The following is a 20,696-nucleotide window of genomic DNA, read 5'->3' on the forward strand; positions in this document are numbered from 1 at the left end:
CTCGATTGATTATCGTATTATCCACAATCAAGGTGTCCGGACCGATTAGACCAGATTACCGAGGCTTAATTGACTTATTACAAAGCACTCAAGATCTAGCTAGGCGACTAAAAAGACAACTCATCTTGATCTACTTCGATCTGGATAAGTTTAAAACTGCCAACGACCGATATGGCCACGACATGGGGGATAAGTTACTTAATCAATTTGCCATGAATCTTAAGCAGAACAGTCGCAATTGTGATCTTGTCGCACGTTGGGGTGGCGATGAATTTATTGTCATTATTCATGCTGAAGATACCGAGTGTGTCGATGTTTACATTAACCGAATGAACCAACATCTCGCTGATCAAACTTATCTTCCGGACATCCACTTCTCCTACGGTTACACCCTGATAAAACCTGAAGACAAGTCGACATTGGCAGAGATCCTCACTACAGCAGATCAAAATATGTATAGTAATAAGAAGTTAAAGAAAACTGATCACCAAAAATAGCCTTGTTTTTATCGATAGCCAAACTACCTGAGAATGTTCTGCATTTCCAAGTAGCTTGGGTATGTATCTCTAGCGTATAATTTGGCAACTTGAGGTATATAGTGTCAAAGCAACTGAAAATGAAACCCACTTTTTTTACCTACTTTCTGATCCTCACTTTTTCGTTTGCAACTCACGCTATCGAACTCAACGACTATGATGCAGATGTAGCCGCCCTGTTACTCGAATACCAAGGGGATGAGGATGTGGCGGCTCTACTTCGTGAATATCAAGGGACTACACCTAACTCAGCCCTTGATAGACCCTCAGTACTGACCCTCACTAATGAGCATAAATCCAGCACTTATGTTGATTTCGAGCGCGGATTAATTTTAATCGAAACCTCGAATAGATCTCAGCTCAAACAAGCCATCATACAGGTGCTACTCACGCAGGTAGATCCTAAGTTGATCGATGCCAAGACGGCACAGGATTTTGGTCTGGTAAATAAGGGGAAACGGCCTTTCTTTTGGGGACAAATAGTTGATCATGAAAACAGGCCTATCGAATATCTTTGGCGTGCAGAGCGTTTCGCCGACTATCTTATTGCAAAGAAGTTGCCCCTAGAATCCCAAACTCGCATCGCCATTAAAATGGTCGCTGACCATACCAAAATAGCGGGTGGGAAATACATTCAATATGCTCAAGCTTCTGGCCGACATTATGGCATAGCTCCTGAGCTTATTATGGCCATTATGGAGACTGAGAGCGCCTTTAACCCGATGGCGAGATCCCGCTCCAATGCATTAGGTTTAATGCAGGTAAAAGCCAACACTGCAGGAAGAGACTACTTCTCTCTCATCAAGGGTTATAAACATACACCAACCTCCGCCTATCTTTACGATCCGCAAAAAAATATCGATTTAGCCACAGGCTACTTGCAGATATTATCTACGCGTTATTTAACAGGGATAACTCACCCCAAAAAGCTGGAGTACGCCATGATATCTAGCTACAACGGTGGTAGCGGTAATCTGTGGAAGAGTTTAGATCCCAAGGCTAATCGTACTAAAGCCACGGCTCGCATTAACAAGATGAGTGTCAGTGAATTCTATTGGTTTCTCACCAATAGACACATTAGAGGAGAAACACGACACTATTTAACCAAGGTAAGTAACAAACAGAAAAAGTATACCCATCTATAAGTTATCCATTCACTAACTGACGTTAACTCTAGGACTAAATTAGCTAACGTAATGTTTGATACCAGCAATTCAGCTTAATCCATTAGCATTAACCTTTATCCATGTATGATTTGTGCATTTGCACAAATCATACATGGATAAAGCCGACAAATTAGTCACTAACCACGATGCCTGATTGTACTTTGCACAGGATAATAGCCAAGCCTGAAATACCTTAGCCGTAAATTGTATACCAATCAATTTAAGAAAGTGATCTACTCAGAATGGTTTTGGCAAACTAATTCAAGGGGAATGGATGATGTAATGGTTATTCCCTTACAAGTTCATTCAACGCAGAAGTAGGCCGCCAAAAACACTCCTAAGGCGAGTTTTTGCGCCTCTGATACTGTGTTAACGAGCTTAAACGTAGAACAACTATGTTCTTCACTCGTTGCCTTGTCTCAGAAGCGCTAAACTCTCGCTGAGCGATAACATCTTTATATTGATTGGTATTAACGACTAACAACCCGGGTTAACCCAAAAAATAACGAATAATACCCAAACAGGGACCTCCTATGATCCAAGTACTTATCTTGTTGGCAGTGATATTCTTCATTGTTATTGCCACCTCAAAATTTAAACTCCATCCATTTCTAACCTTAATTCTTGCCTCGTTTATCACCGCATTTGCCTACGGTTTACCCAGCGCTGATGTCGCCGGCATTATCACGTCAGGCTTTGGCGGGATATTAGGCTACATAGGCTTAGTCATCGTCTTAGGTACTATTATCGGTACCATATTGGAAAAAAGTGGCGCAGCCATTACGATGGCAGATGTCGTCATCAAGGTACTTGGCAAACGTTTCCCTACACTCACTATGTCAATTATCGGTTACTTGGTCTCTATCCCGGTTTTTTGTGACTCAGGTTTTGTGATCTTAAACTCATTGAAACAATCGATGGCAAATCGCATGAAGGTCTCTAGTGTCTCGATGAGTGTGGCTTTAGCAACCGGTTTGTATGCGACCCACACTTTTGTACCGCCAACACCGGGGCCAATTGCCGCAGCGGGTAACTTAGGTCTGGGCTCAAACTTAGGTTTAGTTATTTTTGTCGGTATGTTTGTTGCCGCGGTTGCAGCCCTTGCAGGTACGCTTTGGGCAAATCGCTTTGCTGACGTAGAGCCTGATGGTGAAGGGGCTGAAGAGCTTAAAAACAACGTAGAAGATTTTGAAAAACTCAAAGAGACCTATGGCATTCTACCCAGTGCTTCTCGCGCTTTCGCGCCTATCTTCGTGCCTATATTACTCATCTGTTTTGGCTCTATCGCTAATTTCCCTTCGGCACCGCTAGGAAATGACTTTCTATTCGATCTACTGATCTTTCTCGGTCAACCTGTCAACGCGCTAATGATTGGCCTATTCCTCTCTATCTCATTATTGAAAGATAGTAATAAAATCAAAGAATTTAGCGAACGCATTAGTCAAGGTTTAGTGGTAGCTGCGCCTATCTTGTTGATCACTGGCGCTGGTGGTGCATTTGGTGCTGTCCTTAAAGCGACTGAGATTGGTACTTTTATTGGTACCTCACTGTCAGCGCTTGGGATCGGCATATTCATGCCCTTTATCGTTGCTGCTGCACTAAAATCAGCTCAAGGGTCATCGACGGTTGCCCTGGTTGCCACATCAGCACTCGTCGCCCCTATGCTAGGCGATATTGGTCTTGCTAGTGATATGGGACGCGTACTCACTGTGATGGCCATAGGTGCTGGCGCGATGACCGTCTCTCATGCAAACGACAGCTTCTTCTGGGTCGTGACTCAATTTAGCCGCATGAGTGTTAAGCAGGCTTATAAAGCACAAACCATGGCAACCTTAGTACAAGGGATCACCGCCATGACTTTGGTCTTCATCTTAAGTTTAGTGCTACTTTAAGCGCTAGAATTTCTAGTGGATTAATCTCAGTGGATTGAGTGTCTGAACACAACTAAAAAGGTTCAGACACTGTAATAGATATCGACACTCTCAGATAGGAACACCAATGAAAATAGTTATCGCCCCAGATTCATTTAAAGAGAGCCTAAGCGCGATGGAAGTCGCCAATGAGATTGAATCAGGTTTTAAAATGGTACTGCCAGATGCGGAGTATATTAAAGTCCCCGTGGCCGATGGTGGGGAAGGCACGGTTCAATCTATGGTTGATGCCACTCAAGGTTTTATCATCGAACTTGAAGTGATTGGTCCCTTGGGCAATCGCGTTGCTGCTCACTATGGCATATTAGGGGACCATGGCGAAACAGATGGCAATAACAAGGTAAAAACAGATGGCAATAACAAGGTAAAAACAGCCATCATAGAGATGGCTGCAGCCTCAGGACTACACCATGTACCGGCAAATAAACGAGATCCACAGATCACCACTAGCTATGGTACTGGAGAGTTAATTTGTGATGCACTCAACCGAGGCATTAAGCGCATTTTAATTGGACTTGGTGGCAGTGCTACAAACGACGGTGGTGCTGGAATGGCTCAGGCATTAGGCATTCAGCTGCTTGATAATGAAGGAAAATCACTATCTGTTGGTGGCAGTTCTCTCGCTAAACTCGCTAGAATAGAACTTCAAGATGCCCATCCCTTAATTGTCGAATGTGAATTTGAAATCGCATGTGATGTCGATAATCCCCTATGCGGTGACAAAGGGGCATCTGCCATATTTGGTCCTCAAAAAGGCGCAACACCTGAAATGGTGTCGATACTCAATAACGCCCTCTCCCATTATGCGGATGTAATTGCGCAAACCGGTATCCAAGATAGACGCCATCAGGCAGGTGCAGGTGCAGCTGGCGGTATGGGACTTGGAACGATGGCTTTTCTTAACGCCAAGCTCAGACCTGGTATTGATATAGTGATGGAAACGGTCAAACTCAGTGAGAAGTTAATTGGTGCAGATTTAGTTATCACAGGGGAAGGCAGATTAGACAGCCAAACCCTCCACGGTAAAACACCGATGGGGGTGACACGTTTAGCTAAAGCTCAACATATTGCTGTTATCGCCATTGCAGGTTGTGTCAGTGACGACGCCAACGTGCTGCTTGACCACGGCATCGACGCCATGTTCTCTATTACTCCTAGATCCCTTCCTCTGGAAGAGGTGCTGGCCAACGCGAAACATAACTTATTTACCACCTCGCAGAATATCGCCGCGCTCTATGCCATGAACCACAAGAAATAATCTTATTATATAGACCAGGTTCACTTCCCCCCTTCCCTCTGTGTTAACTGAATAATTAATAATGCAGAGGTTCAAACCTTTCGATTTAGTTTTTCTTCTTGATGCACCAAAGCGCATAAAGTAAAGTGACAATCCATTTTGGATATACTGCTTTCGATGGATAATGTCATCGATTGTGCAACTAGGTAAGAACGGACATTTCGATGACACCGAGACAAGCGACAGCTTCAGAAGAGGCGTTACTGCGGATTTTTACCGTACCAGAAGCCCCTGATTCCACCTTAAGCGTCATTGAGAAGAACATCTCGCAAAACCTAATGGGCTTCCTACAGGAAAGCGTGGTTGCGGTTGAGAAACCTTTATCAGAAATTGAGCGGGATTTTCAGCAACACCGGATCCCATCAGCGCCTCAGTTTGTCTCCGACTATGCCGATGAGATGATGAAAACCTTAGTGGCGCATTCAGTGCACACCTCAGCACCCAGCTTTATCGGTCATATGACCTCTGCGCTGCCTTACTTTGTGTTACCTCTGTCTAAGATGATGGTAGGTCTCAATCAAAATCTGGTCAAGATCGAAACCTCAAAAGCCTTCACACCATTAGAACGTCAAGTCCTCGGCATGATGCACCACCTTGTTTATGCTGAAGATGACAGTTTTTATCAAAGCTGGATGCACAGCGCAAACGTCTCCCTTGGGGCTTTTTGCTCAGGTGGCACCGTCGCCAATATCACCGCATTATGGACCGCCCGCAATCAGCTATTAAAAGCCAATGGGGATTTTAAAGGTGTTGCCGCACAAGGCTTGATAAAAGGGTTACGTCATTACGGTTATGACGACTTAGCGATCCTCGTCTCCGAACGAGGTCATTACTCGCTGACTAAAACCGCGGATCTCTTGGGCATAGGACGAGAGAATATCATTCAGATCTCCACTTCTAGTGATAATAAAGTCGATGTAGCAATGATGCGAGTCGCAGCTAAAAACCTTGCCCACAAAAATATCAAAGTACTTGCCATCGTCGGTGTAGCAGGCACCACTGAGACCGGTAATATTGATCCATTAGATGAGTTAGCAGATTTAGCAGCTGAGCTTAATTGCCATTTCCATGTTGATGCAGCTTGGGGCGGCGCTTCTTTGCTATCAAACAAATATCGACATCTGCTCAAAGGGATAGAAAGAGCGGATTCCGTCACTATCGATGCCCACAAACAGATGTACGTGCCTATGGGCGCTGGCATGGTTATCTTCAAAGATCCCACTTTTGCCAACGCTATTAAACATCACGCCGAATACATTCTACGTAAGGGGTCTAAAGATTTAGGCAGTCAAACTTTAGAGGGATCTCGTCCAGGCATGGCCATGTTAGTTCATGCTTGTCTTCAAGTCATTGGCCGTGATGGTTATGAGATCTTGATAAATAGCAGTATAGAGAAAGCCCGTTATTTTGCTCAATTGATCAAGGAACAAGAGAACTTTGAGCTCATCTCAGAACCAGAACTGTGTTTGTTGACCTACCGCTATGTGCCCAAACAGGTTCAAATCGCGATGGCGCAAGCCAGAACGTCAGGTGATCTTCAACGTCTGGCAGAATTTAATCATCTATTGGATGGTTTAACTAAGTTTGTACAGAAACGTCAACGTGAACGAGGCACCTCGTTTGTCTCCCGTACTCGGATCAATTCAGAAGTTGGCACTCTGGATATAAAATCGGTGGTATTTCGCGTAGTACTCGCCAACCCATTGACGACCCATGAAATATTAGCGCAGGTCTTATCTGAACAAATAAAGATAGCAGATCAAGAAACTGAATTTTTGCCACAACTGCTGAATTTGTCCAGTATCGCTTAAGGGAGTGTAAACAAGAGAAGAGAAATGGAGCGGAGAAAAGAGCGATATTCTCCGCATGATTAATACCTATGAACAGACGTTAATTAAACTTACTCCTGTTCAAATTTGGCGTATCTAGTTCTAACTGCATAAACAGTGTGTTACTCGTGCCTTCTGACTGGTGGAAGGTAAAACCGTTTTTCTCCATCACCATGATAGAAGCAGTATTGTCGATATCGACGCCACCAACAAATGACTTGATATCTCCCGATGCTTTTGCCCATTCGACTAATCCGGCAATAAGCTCACTGGCAAAACCTTTTCCCCAGTAATTTTCGGCTAACAGATAACCTAGATGCAGCTCACTTTTGACTCTAATGTCCTCTGAGCTTAGTGATATCTCCTCTAACTCTTGAACTAATTCATGCAGGAAAACAAATCCAATGACTTGATCTCCTGAACTCTCTTGTACTACCAAAAAACAGCTCTCCTTAGCTCTGTCATTCATCCAGTTTAGGGCATCCTCAATATGCTTAATATCTTGCCAGCCCACAGGGAGTGACGCTGTGACTTTCGGTGTCAATGTATCTAACACCGTTTGAGCCAGTTTGATCTCTGACTCACTGCTGCTGACCAAGTTCCACCAACTCGATACTGTTAATCTAGAAGTTGTGAAGCGACATAACTCTTCAAATTCATTCATATTCGGCCTCTTTATTCTACTGATAAAGTATTACTAAATGGCATTAATCGATAAAACGACTCAGCACCGCACTCGTTGGCAAGATACAGATGTCTCGCTGACCAAATAGTGCGTAACGGTTTCGCCCCAGCAATCGGTAGAAAAAATCTCTTATCCTCCTTGGTATGAACCTTAACATTGCCAATGCTGGCCAGATACCTGCGAGAGATTTGGTGATCTCTAAGGCCGCATCAGTTCTCATATAACATTGATCATCTTTGATAAGAAAAAAGGTTTCTGAGTATTCCCCTTCGACATCGTAACGAGCAATCAAAGATTTTGCGGTATCACTCTGCATCGACGTAAACACAAAATGACAATGAGGATCACGTTCAATAATGAAATTAACCGCACCATGACACAAGTTACATACGCCATCAAAGATGATGATATATTTATTTTTCATCTCACTCTCATTAAGCCAATAACAACAAGTTATACCTTTAATATAGCCCTAATACTGAGCAGGAAGCCAGTCATGAGATAAGCAATACTCTCTCCTTCCAATTATATTTATCAATTCAGGCGCAATATATACTCAAATAACTTGGGTATTAGCACAATTTTGTACAAAAGCATTGCCCCTTTATGCGCTATGATGCTTTGATGAAAAGCACTGACCTACAAAGCCAGATTAAACGAGAAGTCGCCGAATTCACCCATGCCAAAGAACTGGGGGGAATTGAGCTACTCAACGCTAGCTACCATAAACAGAACTTTTCCCGTCACAGTCATGAAGGTTATACCGTCGGGGTAATTGAATCTGGAGCTCAACGTTTTTACCGCACTGGTGGTAACCATATAGCTCCTCAAAACAGCATTATTTTGGTCAATGCCGATGAGGTCCATAACGGTTGTTCAGCTGCTGAAGGTGGTTGGTCCTACCGCGCTATGTATCCTCTTCCAGAACAGTTATCCCAATTAAATAAAGAGTTAGGTTTACCTGCAAATAGCCCGCCCTACTTTCCGGAACCCGTGGTACATGACAAACCTATGGCCGACATACTGCGCATGATGTTTCACACCTTAGATACCTCTGAAAACCGACTATTGCGTGAGAGTGTGCTCTACTCAACCATGATAAAACTCATGACTCGGCATAGTCGAAGTAAAATCGAGGTTCCACAGCAAGCTGCTGCCCTGATTCAGCTTGAGCTGGTAAAACAGTTTCTAGATGATCACCCAAGCGCTGATACTTCACTGGAGGAGTTGGCTAAATTGGCTGGCCTAAGTCCGTTTTATTTAATTAAACAGTTTCAGATAAAATGTGGTCTGCCGCCCCATGCATATCAAATACAATCTAGGGTTCGATTAGCAAAACAGAAAATTAAGCAAGGCTACAAACTGCTCGATGTGGCGCAAGAATGTGGCTTTCATGATCAAAGCCATCTTAATCGTCACTTTAAGCGCACAATGGGCGTGACACCTGGACAATATGCAAAAGAATTCAATAGCAAATTTGTACAAGCCAACGAAACCTAAATACGCTAGCTTATCACTATACTTTTATTATCTTGGTCTCCAGACGAATGGAAGCTCAATCAGAACATACAGTCACCAGCAGTAAACTAGATGCCTTTTTTAAAGGATCTTTAACGATACTGCCGCTCACTATCGCGGTGATCCCTTGGGGGATTCTCGCCGGCTCCTTTGCCCTTGATGCAGGATTATCACCGCTTGAAAGCCAAGCCATGTCGGTGTTAGTGTTTGCTGGTGCTGCTCAGCTCGTTGCGGTAGGTATGATTAAAGCGGGCATTGGCTTAACCAGTATTTTAATCACTACCTTGCTTATCACTTCAAGACACTTTCTCTATGGGATGGCCATGCGGGAGCAGATAAGTCCTATGCCACTCAAATGGCGATTAACATTAGGCTTCTTACTCACAGATGAGCTTTTTGCCATTGCCAATCAAGGTAAGCAACATAAGCTGGACCCTTGGTATGCCTTCGGCGGCGGGTTTAGTTTCTATTTAGGTTGGAATATCGCTACTGCGGCAGGCATTGTTGCTGGCCAGAATTTACCTAATTTAGACAGTTGGGGCTTAGATTTCGCTATCGCTGCCACTTTTATCGCCATCGTCATCCCATCAGTCAAAAAGCCATCAATTCTTCTCTGCGTTCTTGTCTCTCTTGTGAGTAGCTTAGTGTGTGAACTTATGGATATTCAGGGCGGATTATTAATCGCTGCACTGCTTGGCATGGCATGCGGTACCCTATATGGGAAACTCTCGGGGGAAAAAGCATGATTTGGTTAACCATCATCTCCATGGCAGCGTTAGTCTTTGCGAGCCGATATCTGTTCCTTGAACCTAAGCTTCCGGTGCAATTAAGTAAGAATACCTTAACCTTTCTCAGTTATTCGGCACCAGCTGTACTGACAGCAATTTTCGCGCCCATTGTCTTTATACAAGAAGGAGAGCTAGATTTAAGCTTGGGTAATAGCTACTTAATATGTGCGGTTGTCGCAACAATACTTGCTTACACCACGCGTAATGTCTTACTGACCACCTTGGTGAGCATGGGCTTATTTTTTGTCATTCATTAAAGAATGCCGAAGGGGATGATAACTTATCAACAATCACCATACTGAGCTTCCATCAATGCAATGTAATCTTGCATCTCTTCACCTGGCGATACCACAAAGTGTCGCCCTAAACTATTCAAGTCAATAATTCTATCGACGCGAAAATTACGAAAGTCATGTCTCAGCTCACACCAAGCCAATAAGGTCCAGGTGCCTTTCCAGAAATAGATGGCTAGAGGACGCACCTCTCTTTGACTACTGTCATCCTTTACATCTCGATAATCCATCAATAGGTATTCTCTCAATCTTGATGCTTTTCTTAACTGATCGAGAAACTTAAACTCATCGTTATCGATATAAAAATCTGGGGCGAACATCAAGGATTGATACTCTTTCAGTCGAGCAGGCAATACCGCCTCCACTTTTATCATCGCCTGTTTCGCAGCGCTTGACAACTCTTTGCCTCCCCATGCTTGCACCATGCGCATGCCCACCTGAATCGCTTCTAGTTCAACTTCATTGAACATCAAAGGTGGCACATTGACTTCTTGACGCAACAGATATCCAACGCCAGCTTCACCTTCAATCGGAATACCATTTAAACAGAGGTCTTGCACATCACGATAAACAGTACGCGTCGACACCTCTAACCTCTCGGCTAGCTCTTTAGCCGTGGTTAAACGGCGATGACGCAAGATCTGAACAAGTTGAAATAATCTATCAGCGCGGCGCATCTCAATCCTTAAAGTACTTGATGTAGCTGGCAAACATGACAGCCAAATTCAAGCTAACATTAAACTTGGCTGTCATTTTAGCGTTAACATTCTGAAACTAACCTAAGGGGCAACACCAATATAGATCTCAACTCGATTACTATCTAAATAGACTTCGTAATCAGTTAGATAGCAGCGTTGATGTTGGCGCTCGGGCGAAGTGAAATATCGCCACACTTCGGTCCAGAGAGCTATGACGCATTGAGGCATCTCACCACGACCACTGAACTTAAGATAATCCCCTGCGATCAATCTCACATCATATGGATCTGTTTGAGTCGCCAAACTGCCCGCTAATACAGAAAACTCACCGTCCATATCTGATTGATAATCATAATAGACACCATACATAAGCTGACCGTCAGCAAGCTTATGAGCTCGCTCGGCAAAGAACTCTTGCCAAAGTGGACCTATTTTCTGTGTATTGATATCCTGCTCAGCAAGATTACTCGTTTTTATTGTTAAACCAACAAGTTCAATAGCACCTTGCTTTACCAGTAAAGGCGACATAAGGTCCATCTGTATTTCACTCATTACATTCTCCATTGTATGCAGGTAGCCCTATTTCTTCATAGACCAGAGACCAACAGTATTACCTTCACTGTCTTGAAACAATGCGATAAACCCGCATTCTCCCTCTTTGATTGGCATAACTGGAAGTAGAATTTTCACACCAGCTTGGGCTATCTCCTCAACTAAAGGTGAGAGCTGCTCACTCAAATTCAGATAGAGCACACTACCATGAGCCGAAGGTTGCATCATCTCATGCTTAACTAATCCAATACTGGCCGCTTCCTTATCCTCTGTTTCCAGAATCGCCATCTCCATCTCATTCATGACTTCACGTTTGAAACTGACACCGAAATGTTTACCATAAAACGCAACTGCTCTATCCATATTTTCAACAGGGATTTCTCCCCAGACTAAGGGTGCTTTATGTAACATCTTTAACTCCTTTTTCATGACTAAGCTAACACCCAAGATGAATGTTTATTTCTTAGCGATGAAACAAGAATAAAACAGGACTACTGACAGCATAGTGTCAGTAGGAAATGGATCCGTTGCATTTTAATTTTGTAGCTCAATAAAACAGAGTACGTGACGACTAAAAATGAAGATAAAAGTACAAGAATAGATAGCAAATTTAGAGCACAAAAAAGAGCACAATTAAGGGTGCCCTTGAATTATGTCATTTTAATGTTAGAACTAATATGCCACTTTTTGTATATGTGTGATCACTGCATTACCATCTAATGGCTTATAGATATTTACCATAGCAGGGTAAACTGAGTTACCTAAGCCTGGGATCTGTGCATTACAAAAATAGGCATAATTCAGCCCAGCAACAACTTGCGTAGCAACAGCAACAGGTGAATAATCCACACCGACGAAATGCTCCATAGCTTCAGAGAAAGCTTCCTTTGCTTGAGTATCAATTTCTGAAGTGAATGGGCCGTAGGCGCCAAGATTTTGGTTTGACATGATATATTCCTTTATAAATGGTGATCCTATTAATAATGAACAACTCGTCACAAATTCAGTGGAAAATGACTAGCTGACCGCCCTAATCAAAATTAGGTCTTTAACTATAGTGACCAGTCTAATAATTTGCCAAAAATCCGATGAAAAATATTAGCACTATAAAACCACTCTCGTCTTTCACACGCCATTCGAGCATTAACCTTACATATCTCTTACTTATCATTGGAACCTTTAAGGCTGGCACATTCATCTTTCAGAGTGTTTATTGACAAGAAAGCTAGTAACCAAGCAGGGGATATAAACGTCCCTGCCGTATTATTTTATCTGCATCAGCTAAAGTGCCGTCTCTCGCCCAACGCTCAAGTAAGGGCGTCAAAACACCTTTAACCTTGTCTTCGCTCATTCCTGGAGTTACCTCTTTGTAATAGAGCATCTTTAATAAGAGTCCATCAAGTCCAGATAATAAGTTCTGGGGGGTTTTATCGTTAAAAATAGAAGGGAAAACTTTCTCTGAATCGTTGGGTAACCCCATTATCTGGGTCAACTCTTCAACCACACAAGCCACCAGCTTGCCATGCATCTGCGCTTGATCGACAGGGATCACAATCCAAGCATTAACGATCTCCCCCGCAGCATTAACCCTAACGCTGGCAATACACACAGCTGAGTGAAGATTTTTGACTGCACCAGACCCTAGCAACTCTGCAACCTCCTGAGTCCATCGGCTCTGTCTCGTAAAGACCAGATGCACATTAGATTGCTGCAAATTGGAGACAAGCTGCAATTCATGGCCTGTAATCGCTGCTAGATGCTCAATGTGCATGGTTGCAACTTGTGTGTGTTTTTGCTCATCACCTACACGGTGATCGAGCCAAATACGCAAAGGCTGCTGCCATTTACGTACTTGATGCTTTGCTGAGTCATATTCATTTCTCATTGCCACTTCGATAAACGCTTGTTGCAGGTATTCTGGCGTTTTCCAATCAGAAGCTAAGGTGCTAACTGATGCGAATAAACAGCAAATAGAGAGAGCGAGCTTTCGTCTACAATTCAAAATATGGCTCATTTAATGTCTTATTCATACCCATCTCCTGTCTCGATAAATACGCCAAATAAAGCAGTACAATAACAGAAAAGTGAGTAAATACATCACCCCACCTGAGCTGTTTTTCACCTTCACTTGTTGGCCCTCCATCACAGTTACTTTGACTTCCGCCATTGCCATAGCCCCTGAAGAATCGAGAATAAAGTAAGTGATGTTAACCTCTCCAATAAAATCTCTATTTGGAGTATAAGTAAGTCTTTTCTCACTCACTTCAACCTTACCTAAACCAGCACTAGCCTCATCTATCGACAAGAGATCGCCATCGGGATCACTGTCATTATTGAGCACATCTATGATGATTTGTGAATTCATTAACATCGTTAGTTGGTCGTTAACGGCTATTGGCAATGAATTTCCAGAGGTCACCACAACATCAGCCTTTGCTTTGGCGAAACCTCCAGATCCATCTGAAATAATGTAACTGACAAAGTCATGCCCTACAAACTCTTTAGAAACAGAGTGATACCAAAGATAACCATCTATAATGCTTACCGAACCAATATCAGCAACGGCCTCTATAACAACAAGATGATCACCATCACTATCACTGTCATTACCTAGCACATCAAGCCCCCCTTCCTCGACACCAATAAGTCGAATGAGATCATCTCTCGCTATTGGATCATGATTACCACTAAACGGAGCTGTTAGCCCACCGGGGTCAACTATCATCCCATTAGCCAAGCCATCGTCATCATTTGGTCCACCGTCATTAATGGTTAATCTTAGGCACCAATGCCCTGTAATGAGCCCTTTAACCCAGCCATGATCATTTGGCTCAGGACAACGGCCTTGATTCGACAAATGACTGGACAGATAATTTTCAGCGCTGATAACAAAATCAGACCATCTTCCCAGTTGTGCTGAATATTTAATATAAACGGCCTCATCAGGAATGGGTTTACGCTGTGGGAACACGATATGATAGGTACTCGCTGCTGGCTTACCAAAAACGATAAAATCAAACACTCCCCCCTGAAATGTTTGGCCACTATCAAGCGGAAGCATCAGCTCATCATCTAAAATTTGAGTACCTCCAGAACGGCTTTGTAAAGCAAGTTCCCCTCTCATTATGCATGCTTGAGGCTCAGTTTCTACTAAGAAAAATACTCCATCGTTCTTCTGTTCATGGATAACTGAACAGTTTTGTGAATTGGCTAAATCAATCGTATTTGTTGTGACGTATATATTGACTCTTGTCACCACACTGAGGCCAGTTGGAGAGTTTAACTCTAAGCTCACCATCTGATTACCAGATGAAACTTGTGTAGGATCAAATACAAACTGGGACTGTTCGTTTGACAAATTCACCACACCTTCGCTCGCTTGCCAAGTATAGGTGAAACCACTTACGCTTCCTGTATCGATAAGCAGATATACAGTGACTAAACCTTCAGTATCTAATACGGTGTAAGTTTCGATGCCTGCTTGAAAAGGTTTTAATCTGATACTTGGCTCAGATGGCTGCTCTGTAATCGTCAATGAGTGTGTAAACTTCCCTCCAAGATTAACTTTATCTGATAGCTGAATGGTTAACGTTTCATCCCCCTCCATAATTCCGTCATCAAACGTAGTAAAATGAATATTAGCTAACTGTCCTTTTTCTAATCTAATGCTCTCAGACACGAGATCATGATCATCTTCATCTGTGTTGCCACTTAATAAATAGTTAATATCAAGTGGATAAATTGGAGAGTCGCCATTTAGATAAACCGCTAAACTAACCCCCTCCCCCTCTTGCACCTGAGTATCGCTTTCTATAGAGATCAACGGATGCACCCAAACTTTCTGACTCTGGCTCGATTTCCGTCCCCTAGCATCCTCAGCCATCCAAATTACATGGTGCTCTCCAGGCTGAAAAAAACTGCCTGATGACTTACTTACGCTGATGGGATTATTGAGACTGTCCATGGCCGTTGCAAACCCAAGGGACACTTGAGTCAATAAGCCTGTAGCATTGACCTCCACATCTGCCGGCACTAGGAGACTAGGTGGCAGGCCTAACTCAGGATTGTATGTGATTGAAACCTCGACCTTGGCCTTTGTAGTCAAGCCCCCAGTATCGACTATGCGATAACTAATAAGATCTTTCCCAACAAAATCTATCGGTGCCAGATACTCAAGTTTATCATCTAAAATGTTAACCTCGCCTAGAACAGCGCTTACCTCTTCAATGGTTATGATATCGCCATCATCGGGATCTGTGTCATTAACGAGAACATCAATGACACCAGTCTCCCCTTCAATGAGAGTGAATATATCATGGGTCGCAATAGGGGCATCGTTGATATCGATAACCCTAAGTTCAAATACAGCACTTTTTGCCACTCTCTCTTCAGAATCCGAAACATGGAAAATAATGCCTGAATATTCTCCAACATCCTGATTTGTTGGCGTCCCATCTATCTGACCTGTTGAGATATCAAGATCCAGCCACTCGGGCAAATTTTCGGTCCAATATATAAATGGCGCCTTCCCTCCAATCCGAGACTGCATTATCAAGAGATGCTCATCTTGTAAGACTGTACCAGAGACTTGAGTATCTAAACTCAGTAGTAAAGTATCGACAACAAATGCACTAACGTTCAAAGGTTCAGACACATTTCCCGCGGCGTCCTTTACGCTTATACGACAATGGCTGTAACTGCCATTTTCCAACTCATTAAAGGTAATCACATTCGTGCCGCTCACTGCCATAGAGGTGACTGAGCTGCAGCTGCCAGTATAGCTAATGCTGCCCGCCTCGCTGCTACTAAAGCTGTAACTTGGAGTAGTGTCCATGGCGGGGGTGGAGACAGCAGAGGTCTCTGTCAGCGTCGGCCCACCAGTATCTATCTCAAATGGACTCACCGTCAGTAGATTGGAAAGATTACCCGCAGCATCGGTCACGCGAATTTGGCAATCGCTGTAGCTCCCCTCATTCAAAACATTAAAGACGATCCCATTGGTACCGCTTATCGCTGCTGAGGTGGTAGAGTTGCAACTGCCGGTATAGTTGATACTGCCCGCCTCGCTGCTGCTAAAACGGTAACTTGGGGTATTGTCGGCAGCTGGCGTGACTACCGCAGTGGTCTCGGTTAACGTCGATCCTGTACTGTCGATCTCAAATACGCTGATACTGAGCAAGTTAGAAAGATTACCCGCTGCATCTGCCACTGTGATTTTACAATCGCTGTAACTGCCGTCACTGAGTGCATTAAACGTAACTGTATTTGTACCGCTTGCAGCTACTGAACTGGCCGAACTGCAACTCCCTGAATAACTAATACTGCCCGCTTCACTGCTACTAAAACGGTAGCTTGGCGTATTGTCGGCAGCTGGTGTGACTACCGCAGTGGTTTCGGTTAACGTCGGCCCTGCGCTGTCGATCTCAAATACGCTGATACTGAGCAAGTTAGAAAGATTACCAGCAGCATCTGCCACTGTGATTTTACAATCGCTGTAACTGCCATCACTGAGAGCATTAAACGTAATGGTGTTCGTGCCGCTCACAGCAACAGACGTTGGCGAGCTACAACTGCCTGAATAGGCAATATTGCCCGCCTCTGTACTGCCAAAACGGTAACTTGGGCTGTTATCGGCAGCTGGTGTGACTACCGCAGTGGTTTCGGTTAACGTCGGCCCTGCGCTGTCTATCTCAAAAGCGCTGACGCTAAGCAAGTTGGATAGATTACCAGCAGCATCCGTCACTCTAATTTTACAATCGCTGTAACTACCATCACTGAGTGTATTAAACGTAATGGTGTTCGTGCCGCTCACAGCAACAGACGTTGGCGAGTTACAACTGCCTGAATAGGCAATATTGCCCGCCTCTGTACTGCTAAAACGGTAACTTGGGCTGTTATCGGCAGCTGGCGTGGCTACCACAGTGATCTCGGTTAACGTCGGCCCGGCACTGTCTATCTCAAAAGTACTAACGCTGAGCAGGTTAGATAGATTACCTGCTGTATCTGTCACTGTGATTTTACAATCGCTGTAACTGCCGTCACTGAGTGAATTAAACGTAACTGTATTTGTACCGCTTACCGTCACTGAACTAACCGAACTGCAACTCCCTGAATAACTGATGCTACCCGCTTCACTGCTGCTGAAACTGTAACTAGGCGTACTGTCCATCGCCGGTGTTGTTACTGCACTAGCCTCACTTAATGACGGAGCTATATTATCAACCACAAGCCCCGTGGTTTCTCCTGTATCACTATTACCAGCCAAATCTGTCACAGAAACAACATCGTTACTTATCGAAATATTCCCCCCCCCAGAACCAACAGTGCCACTGCATGACACTGTATTACTTGCTGTCACAGGCGCAGGTAAGCAATTCATATTTGTGACCGTCACAATCGAGCCTGTTTCAACTGCGCTGCAGGTCGTTGTTATACTTGTTGTATTTTGAGCTGGGTTTGGACTACTGGTGCACATAGGTGTTGGCGGAGATGAAGTATCAACTTGTACGAGTAAACTGGGGGAGTGGGTCGATTCATCACCTGAAAGAGTGTCTGTATAACTAATATTATGATCCCCATCAGCCAATACACTCGCGTTAAGGTTCTCAACTCCCGTAGCGGTACAGACTTGAGTAGCAATACTAGAATCAGTGGCAGGATTATCCGAATAGAGCGTAATGGTATTACCAATATTGCTACAAACCACATCGAAACTCGGGGTATTATCTGAAGTAATATTATCGGTCGTCACAGACCCAGTGTCTGAACTTAAACGAAGATCAGGGATAATCGACGGCGCCACTGGAGTGCAGTATTGTCCGCCGTCTGTAATAACCCAAGAGTCTGAGGCGACCATATTTGCCCTCGCCGTTCTCCCACTACAATATTGCGAGTTACCACCACTAAATAACACACCACTTTGTAAAACTTGAGCATCGAATCCTGTTAACAGGGCATCATAATTTCCCTTAGATAGCGTTACACCTGAAAACATAAGATTCATACTGGTTACCGCGGCAACCTCCCAACTTGCTAAATTTTGATCAAAGCTGGTGGCATCACGTAATATAGCTACCATTACAGTCACTTTATTGGTATCCCAAGTACTGATATCACGATTAAATGACGTAGCATCATCGAACATAAATGACATGTTAGTCACTTTGGCTGTATCCCAGCTACCAATGGGCTGATTAAAACTCGTCGCCCCCTGAAACATAGATAACATGCTGGTCGTAGCGCCTGTGTCCCAAGTAGAGATATTTTGATTGAAAGCAATCGCATTATTAAACATGGCCTGCATGGTAAATATTTTCGATGTGTCCCAACTGCTTATATCCTGATTAAATGCATTCGCGCCATTAAACATATCCAAGGTATTTGTTATGTTGGAAGTATTCCAATGCCCTATTGACTGATTCATCGAAGTGGCGCCGCGAAACATCGCCCTTAAACTGGTAACATTCGTCAACACGGGTGCGTCGGAGGCTGGAACCGTTAAATTGCTCGCGCCATAGAAGGCATCTTGCATGCTCATCCAGACACCACTTCCCCACTGGTCGACAGAGAGAACTTTCGCTTTGTCATCGACATTATTAAAATAGATACGCGGAAAACTTCCCCGAATGCGTATGGTATAAGTGCCTGCACTGCTAAAATCATGAGTGACAGCCCCTACCAACCCCAGTTCATCAAACTCACCGTCATTATCCCAGTCCACATCATAGGAGTACCCGATTCCTGATGTTGGGATCGTGATCGACGTACTGTTTGAGCTGCCACTATTATCAGTCTTCCATGTAGTAACGAAATGCATATCAGGACAACTCTTCCCCCCGTCTGTTATTGTCCAGCTGTCACTAGCAATCATATTGCTTCTTTGTGACTCGCCATTACAATACTTGGAGTTACCACCATCAAAACTGACCCCGCTCTGTAGACTTTGAGCGTTCCAACCAATAAGCAGGGCGTCGTAATTTGTCGTGGTGAGTGTGACGCCTGAAAACATATTGCCCATGCTCGTTACACTGGATACATTCCAACTACTGACATCTGGATTTGCTGAGGTGGCACCATGAAACATATCATCCATAATTATCACCGAGCTAGTATCCCAACTGCTCACACTTGGATTTGCGGAGGTCGCGTTAAAAAACATACTATCCATCGTGGTGACATTGGCTACATTCCAATTGCTGACATCTGGATTTGCGGATGTTGCACCTAAGAACATAAATGACATATCCCAAACAGCAGTAATATTCCAACCATTGACATCAGGATTTGCGGAAGTTGCCCCACTGAATATGGATCTCATTGTCGTCACCGAAGAGGTATCCCAACTACTGACATCAGGATTAGCAGATGTAGCAGCAAAAAACATGGCATACACGGTGGTGACGGCAGAGGTATCCCAACTACTGACATCAGGATCTGCAGATGTCGCGCCATTAAACATGGATCTCATATTGATAACCGCAGAGGTATCCCAACTACTGGTATCTGGGTTAGCAGATGTCGCATCCAAAAACATTGTCTTCATATTGGCAACCGCAGAGGTGTTCCAACTACTGGTATTCGGATTCGCAGCCGTTGCACCACTAAACATAGAGCGCATTGTCGTCACCGAAGAGGTATCCCAACTACTGGTGTCAGGATTGGCTGATGTTGCACCATGAAACATGCCATACATGTTGATAACAGCTGAGGTATCCCAACTACTCACACTTGGGGTCGCAGATGTCGCTCCATGAAACATCCACTTCAAGTTTGTCACCGCTGAGGTATTCCAAGCGCTAGTGTTAGGGTTGGCTAAACTGGCACTGTTCAACATCGAAGTCATAGACGTTGTAACTGAGAAATCCGGCGTATCGGTTGCAGGAAATGTGAGATTTACAGCACCGTAAAAGGCGCTATCCATACTTGTCCACTTCCCGGTTCCCCATTGTTGAACGGTAAGTAATTTATCTTTGTCGCCCCCGTTATTAAAATATATTCGAGGAAACCCTGTGCTGGCACCCGAGTTATCTTCAACCCTAACTGTATAAGTACCTACACCGCCTAAAGAAGTATAATCACAAGTATAATCAGCAGTTTGAGCCGTAGCTTCATCGGTGCCGTCGTTATCACAATCTATGTTGTAATTGTATCCGGTTCCTGTGGTAGGAAGAGTGAACTGAACATCTGTGGAGTTGCCGGTATTATCTGACTTTATCGTGATAACAAAATCATCCAGCGTAGCTGAAAGGATCGGTAAACTGAGTAAACATAAACTTAATGCCTCTACCGCTAAAACAAGGCGTAAGAGGAGTGTACCTAAAGAGATAAATCTAACTTTCATACCATCAAGCCTCATTAAAATTTACATGAGTCTTTATTAGTTTAGCTCTATATTGATAATGCC

Annotated in this window: 16 protein-coding genes; 8 read left to right on the plus strand and 8 right to left on the minus strand. The window is 43.8% G+C overall.

Translation table 11 applies throughout. The annotated features are described in order from the left end of the window. Positions 1–5 precede the first annotated feature (5 nt). The 5 genes from HWQ47_RS17470 to panP all read left to right on the plus strand — a co-directional run bounded on the left by HWQ47_RS17470 (position 6) and on the right by panP (position 6,741). Positions 6–497 (plus strand): GGDEF domain-containing protein, encoded by a 492-nt coding sequence (locus HWQ47_RS17470; RefSeq protein ID WP_269967338.1) that lies wholly within the window; start codon positions 6–8, stop codon positions 495–497. A 119-nt stretch (positions 498–616) separates the two neighbouring features. After that, positions 617–1,681 (plus strand): murein transglycosylase domain-containing protein, encoded by a 1,065-nt coding sequence (locus tag HWQ47_RS17475; protein WP_269967339.1) that lies wholly within the window; start codon positions 617–619, stop codon positions 1,679–1,681. 554 nt (positions 1,682–2,235) lie between these two features. Beyond that, positions 2,236–3,594, plus strand: coding sequence for a GntP family permease (locus HWQ47_RS17480; protein WP_269967340.1), 1,359 nt, complete (start codon positions 2,236–2,238; stop codon positions 3,592–3,594). 106 nt (positions 3,595–3,700) lie between these two features. Further along, positions 3,701–4,891, plus strand: a complete 1,191-nt coding sequence (locus tag HWQ47_RS17485; protein WP_269967341.1) for a glycerate kinase — start codon at positions 3,701–3,703, stop codon at positions 4,889–4,891. A 203-nt stretch (positions 4,892–5,094) separates the two neighbouring features. Then, on the plus strand, positions 5,095–6,741 hold the full coding sequence (panP, locus tag HWQ47_RS17490; protein WP_269967342.1) for a pyridoxal-dependent aspartate 1-decarboxylase PanP: 1,647 nt from the start codon (positions 5,095–5,097) through the stop codon (positions 6,739–6,741). 79 nt (positions 6,742–6,820) lie between these two features. On the opposite strand, the gene HWQ47_RS17495 is transcribed toward panP, so the two are convergent. Continuing rightward, on the minus strand, positions 6,821–7,423 hold the full coding sequence (locus HWQ47_RS17495; RefSeq protein ID WP_269967343.1) for a GNAT family N-acetyltransferase: 603 nt from the start codon (positions 7,421–7,423) through the stop codon (positions 6,821–6,823). Between the two features lie 43 nt (positions 7,424–7,466). Beyond that, positions 7,467–7,868 (minus strand): thiol-disulfide oxidoreductase DCC family protein, encoded by a 402-nt coding sequence (locus tag HWQ47_RS17500; protein WP_269967344.1) that lies wholly within the window; start codon positions 7,866–7,868, stop codon positions 7,467–7,469. A 227-nt stretch (positions 7,869–8,095) separates the two neighbouring features. Between HWQ47_RS17500 and HWQ47_RS17505 the strand changes: the two genes are divergently transcribed. The 3 genes from HWQ47_RS17505 to HWQ47_RS17515 are packed head-to-tail and all read left to right on the plus strand — an operon-like array spanning position 8,096 to position 10,007. Continuing rightward, positions 8,096–8,944, plus strand: a complete 849-nt coding sequence (locus HWQ47_RS17505) for an AraC family transcriptional regulator (protein WP_442802116.1) — start codon at positions 8,096–8,098, stop codon at positions 8,942–8,944. 47 nt (positions 8,945–8,991) lie between these two features. Further along, the gene (locus tag HWQ47_RS17510; protein WP_269967346.1) at positions 8,992–9,708 is read left to right on the plus strand and encodes an AzlC family ABC transporter permease; all 717 of its coding nucleotides are present in this window, start codon (positions 8,992–8,994) and stop codon (positions 9,706–9,708) included. After that, positions 9,705–10,007 (plus strand): AzlD domain-containing protein, encoded by a 303-nt coding sequence (locus tag HWQ47_RS17515; protein WP_269967347.1) that lies wholly within the window; start codon positions 9,705–9,707, stop codon positions 10,005–10,007. Before HWQ47_RS17510 ends, HWQ47_RS17515 begins: the two co-directional genes overlap by 4 nt. Before the next feature lie 26 nt (positions 10,008–10,033). Here the strand turns inward: HWQ47_RS17515 and HWQ47_RS17520 are convergent, their stop codons facing one another. The 6 genes from HWQ47_RS17520 to HWQ47_RS17545 form a co-directional block, all read right to left on the minus strand. Continuing rightward, on the minus strand, positions 10,034–10,720 hold the full coding sequence (locus HWQ47_RS17520; protein WP_269967348.1) for a helix-turn-helix transcriptional regulator: 687 nt from the start codon (positions 10,718–10,720) through the stop codon (positions 10,034–10,036). A gap of 102 nt (positions 10,721–10,822) precedes the next feature. Next, positions 10,823–11,293: a GyrI-like domain-containing protein gene (locus HWQ47_RS17525; protein WP_269967349.1), complete on the minus strand. Its 471-nt coding sequence runs from the start codon at positions 11,291–11,293 to the stop codon at positions 10,823–10,825. Between the two features lie 27 nt (positions 11,294–11,320). Further along, complete coding sequence (locus HWQ47_RS17530) at positions 11,321–11,704, minus strand: VOC family protein (RefSeq protein WP_269967350.1); 384 nt, start codon at positions 11,702–11,704, stop codon at positions 11,321–11,323. Between the two features lie 261 nt (positions 11,705–11,965). Next, complete coding sequence (locus HWQ47_RS17535; protein ID WP_269967351.1) at positions 11,966–12,241, minus strand: hypothetical protein; 276 nt, start codon at positions 12,239–12,241, stop codon at positions 11,966–11,968. A 277-nt stretch (positions 12,242–12,518) separates the two neighbouring features. Continuing rightward, the gene (locus HWQ47_RS17540; RefSeq protein WP_269967352.1) at positions 12,519–13,307 is read right to left on the minus strand and encodes a DUF2927 domain-containing protein; all 789 of its coding nucleotides are present in this window, start codon (positions 13,305–13,307) and stop codon (positions 12,519–12,521) included. A gap of 12 nt (positions 13,308–13,319) precedes the next feature. Further along, on the minus strand, positions 13,320–20,633 hold the full coding sequence (locus tag HWQ47_RS17545; protein WP_269967353.1) for a BspA family leucine-rich repeat surface protein: 7,314 nt from the start codon (positions 20,631–20,633) through the stop codon (positions 13,320–13,322). Positions 20,634–20,696: the final 63 nt, after the last annotated feature.

It is taken from the genome of Shewanella sp. MTB7, assembly GCF_027571385.1.
Taxonomy (GTDB): Bacteria; Pseudomonadota; Gammaproteobacteria; order Enterobacterales; family Shewanellaceae; genus Shewanella.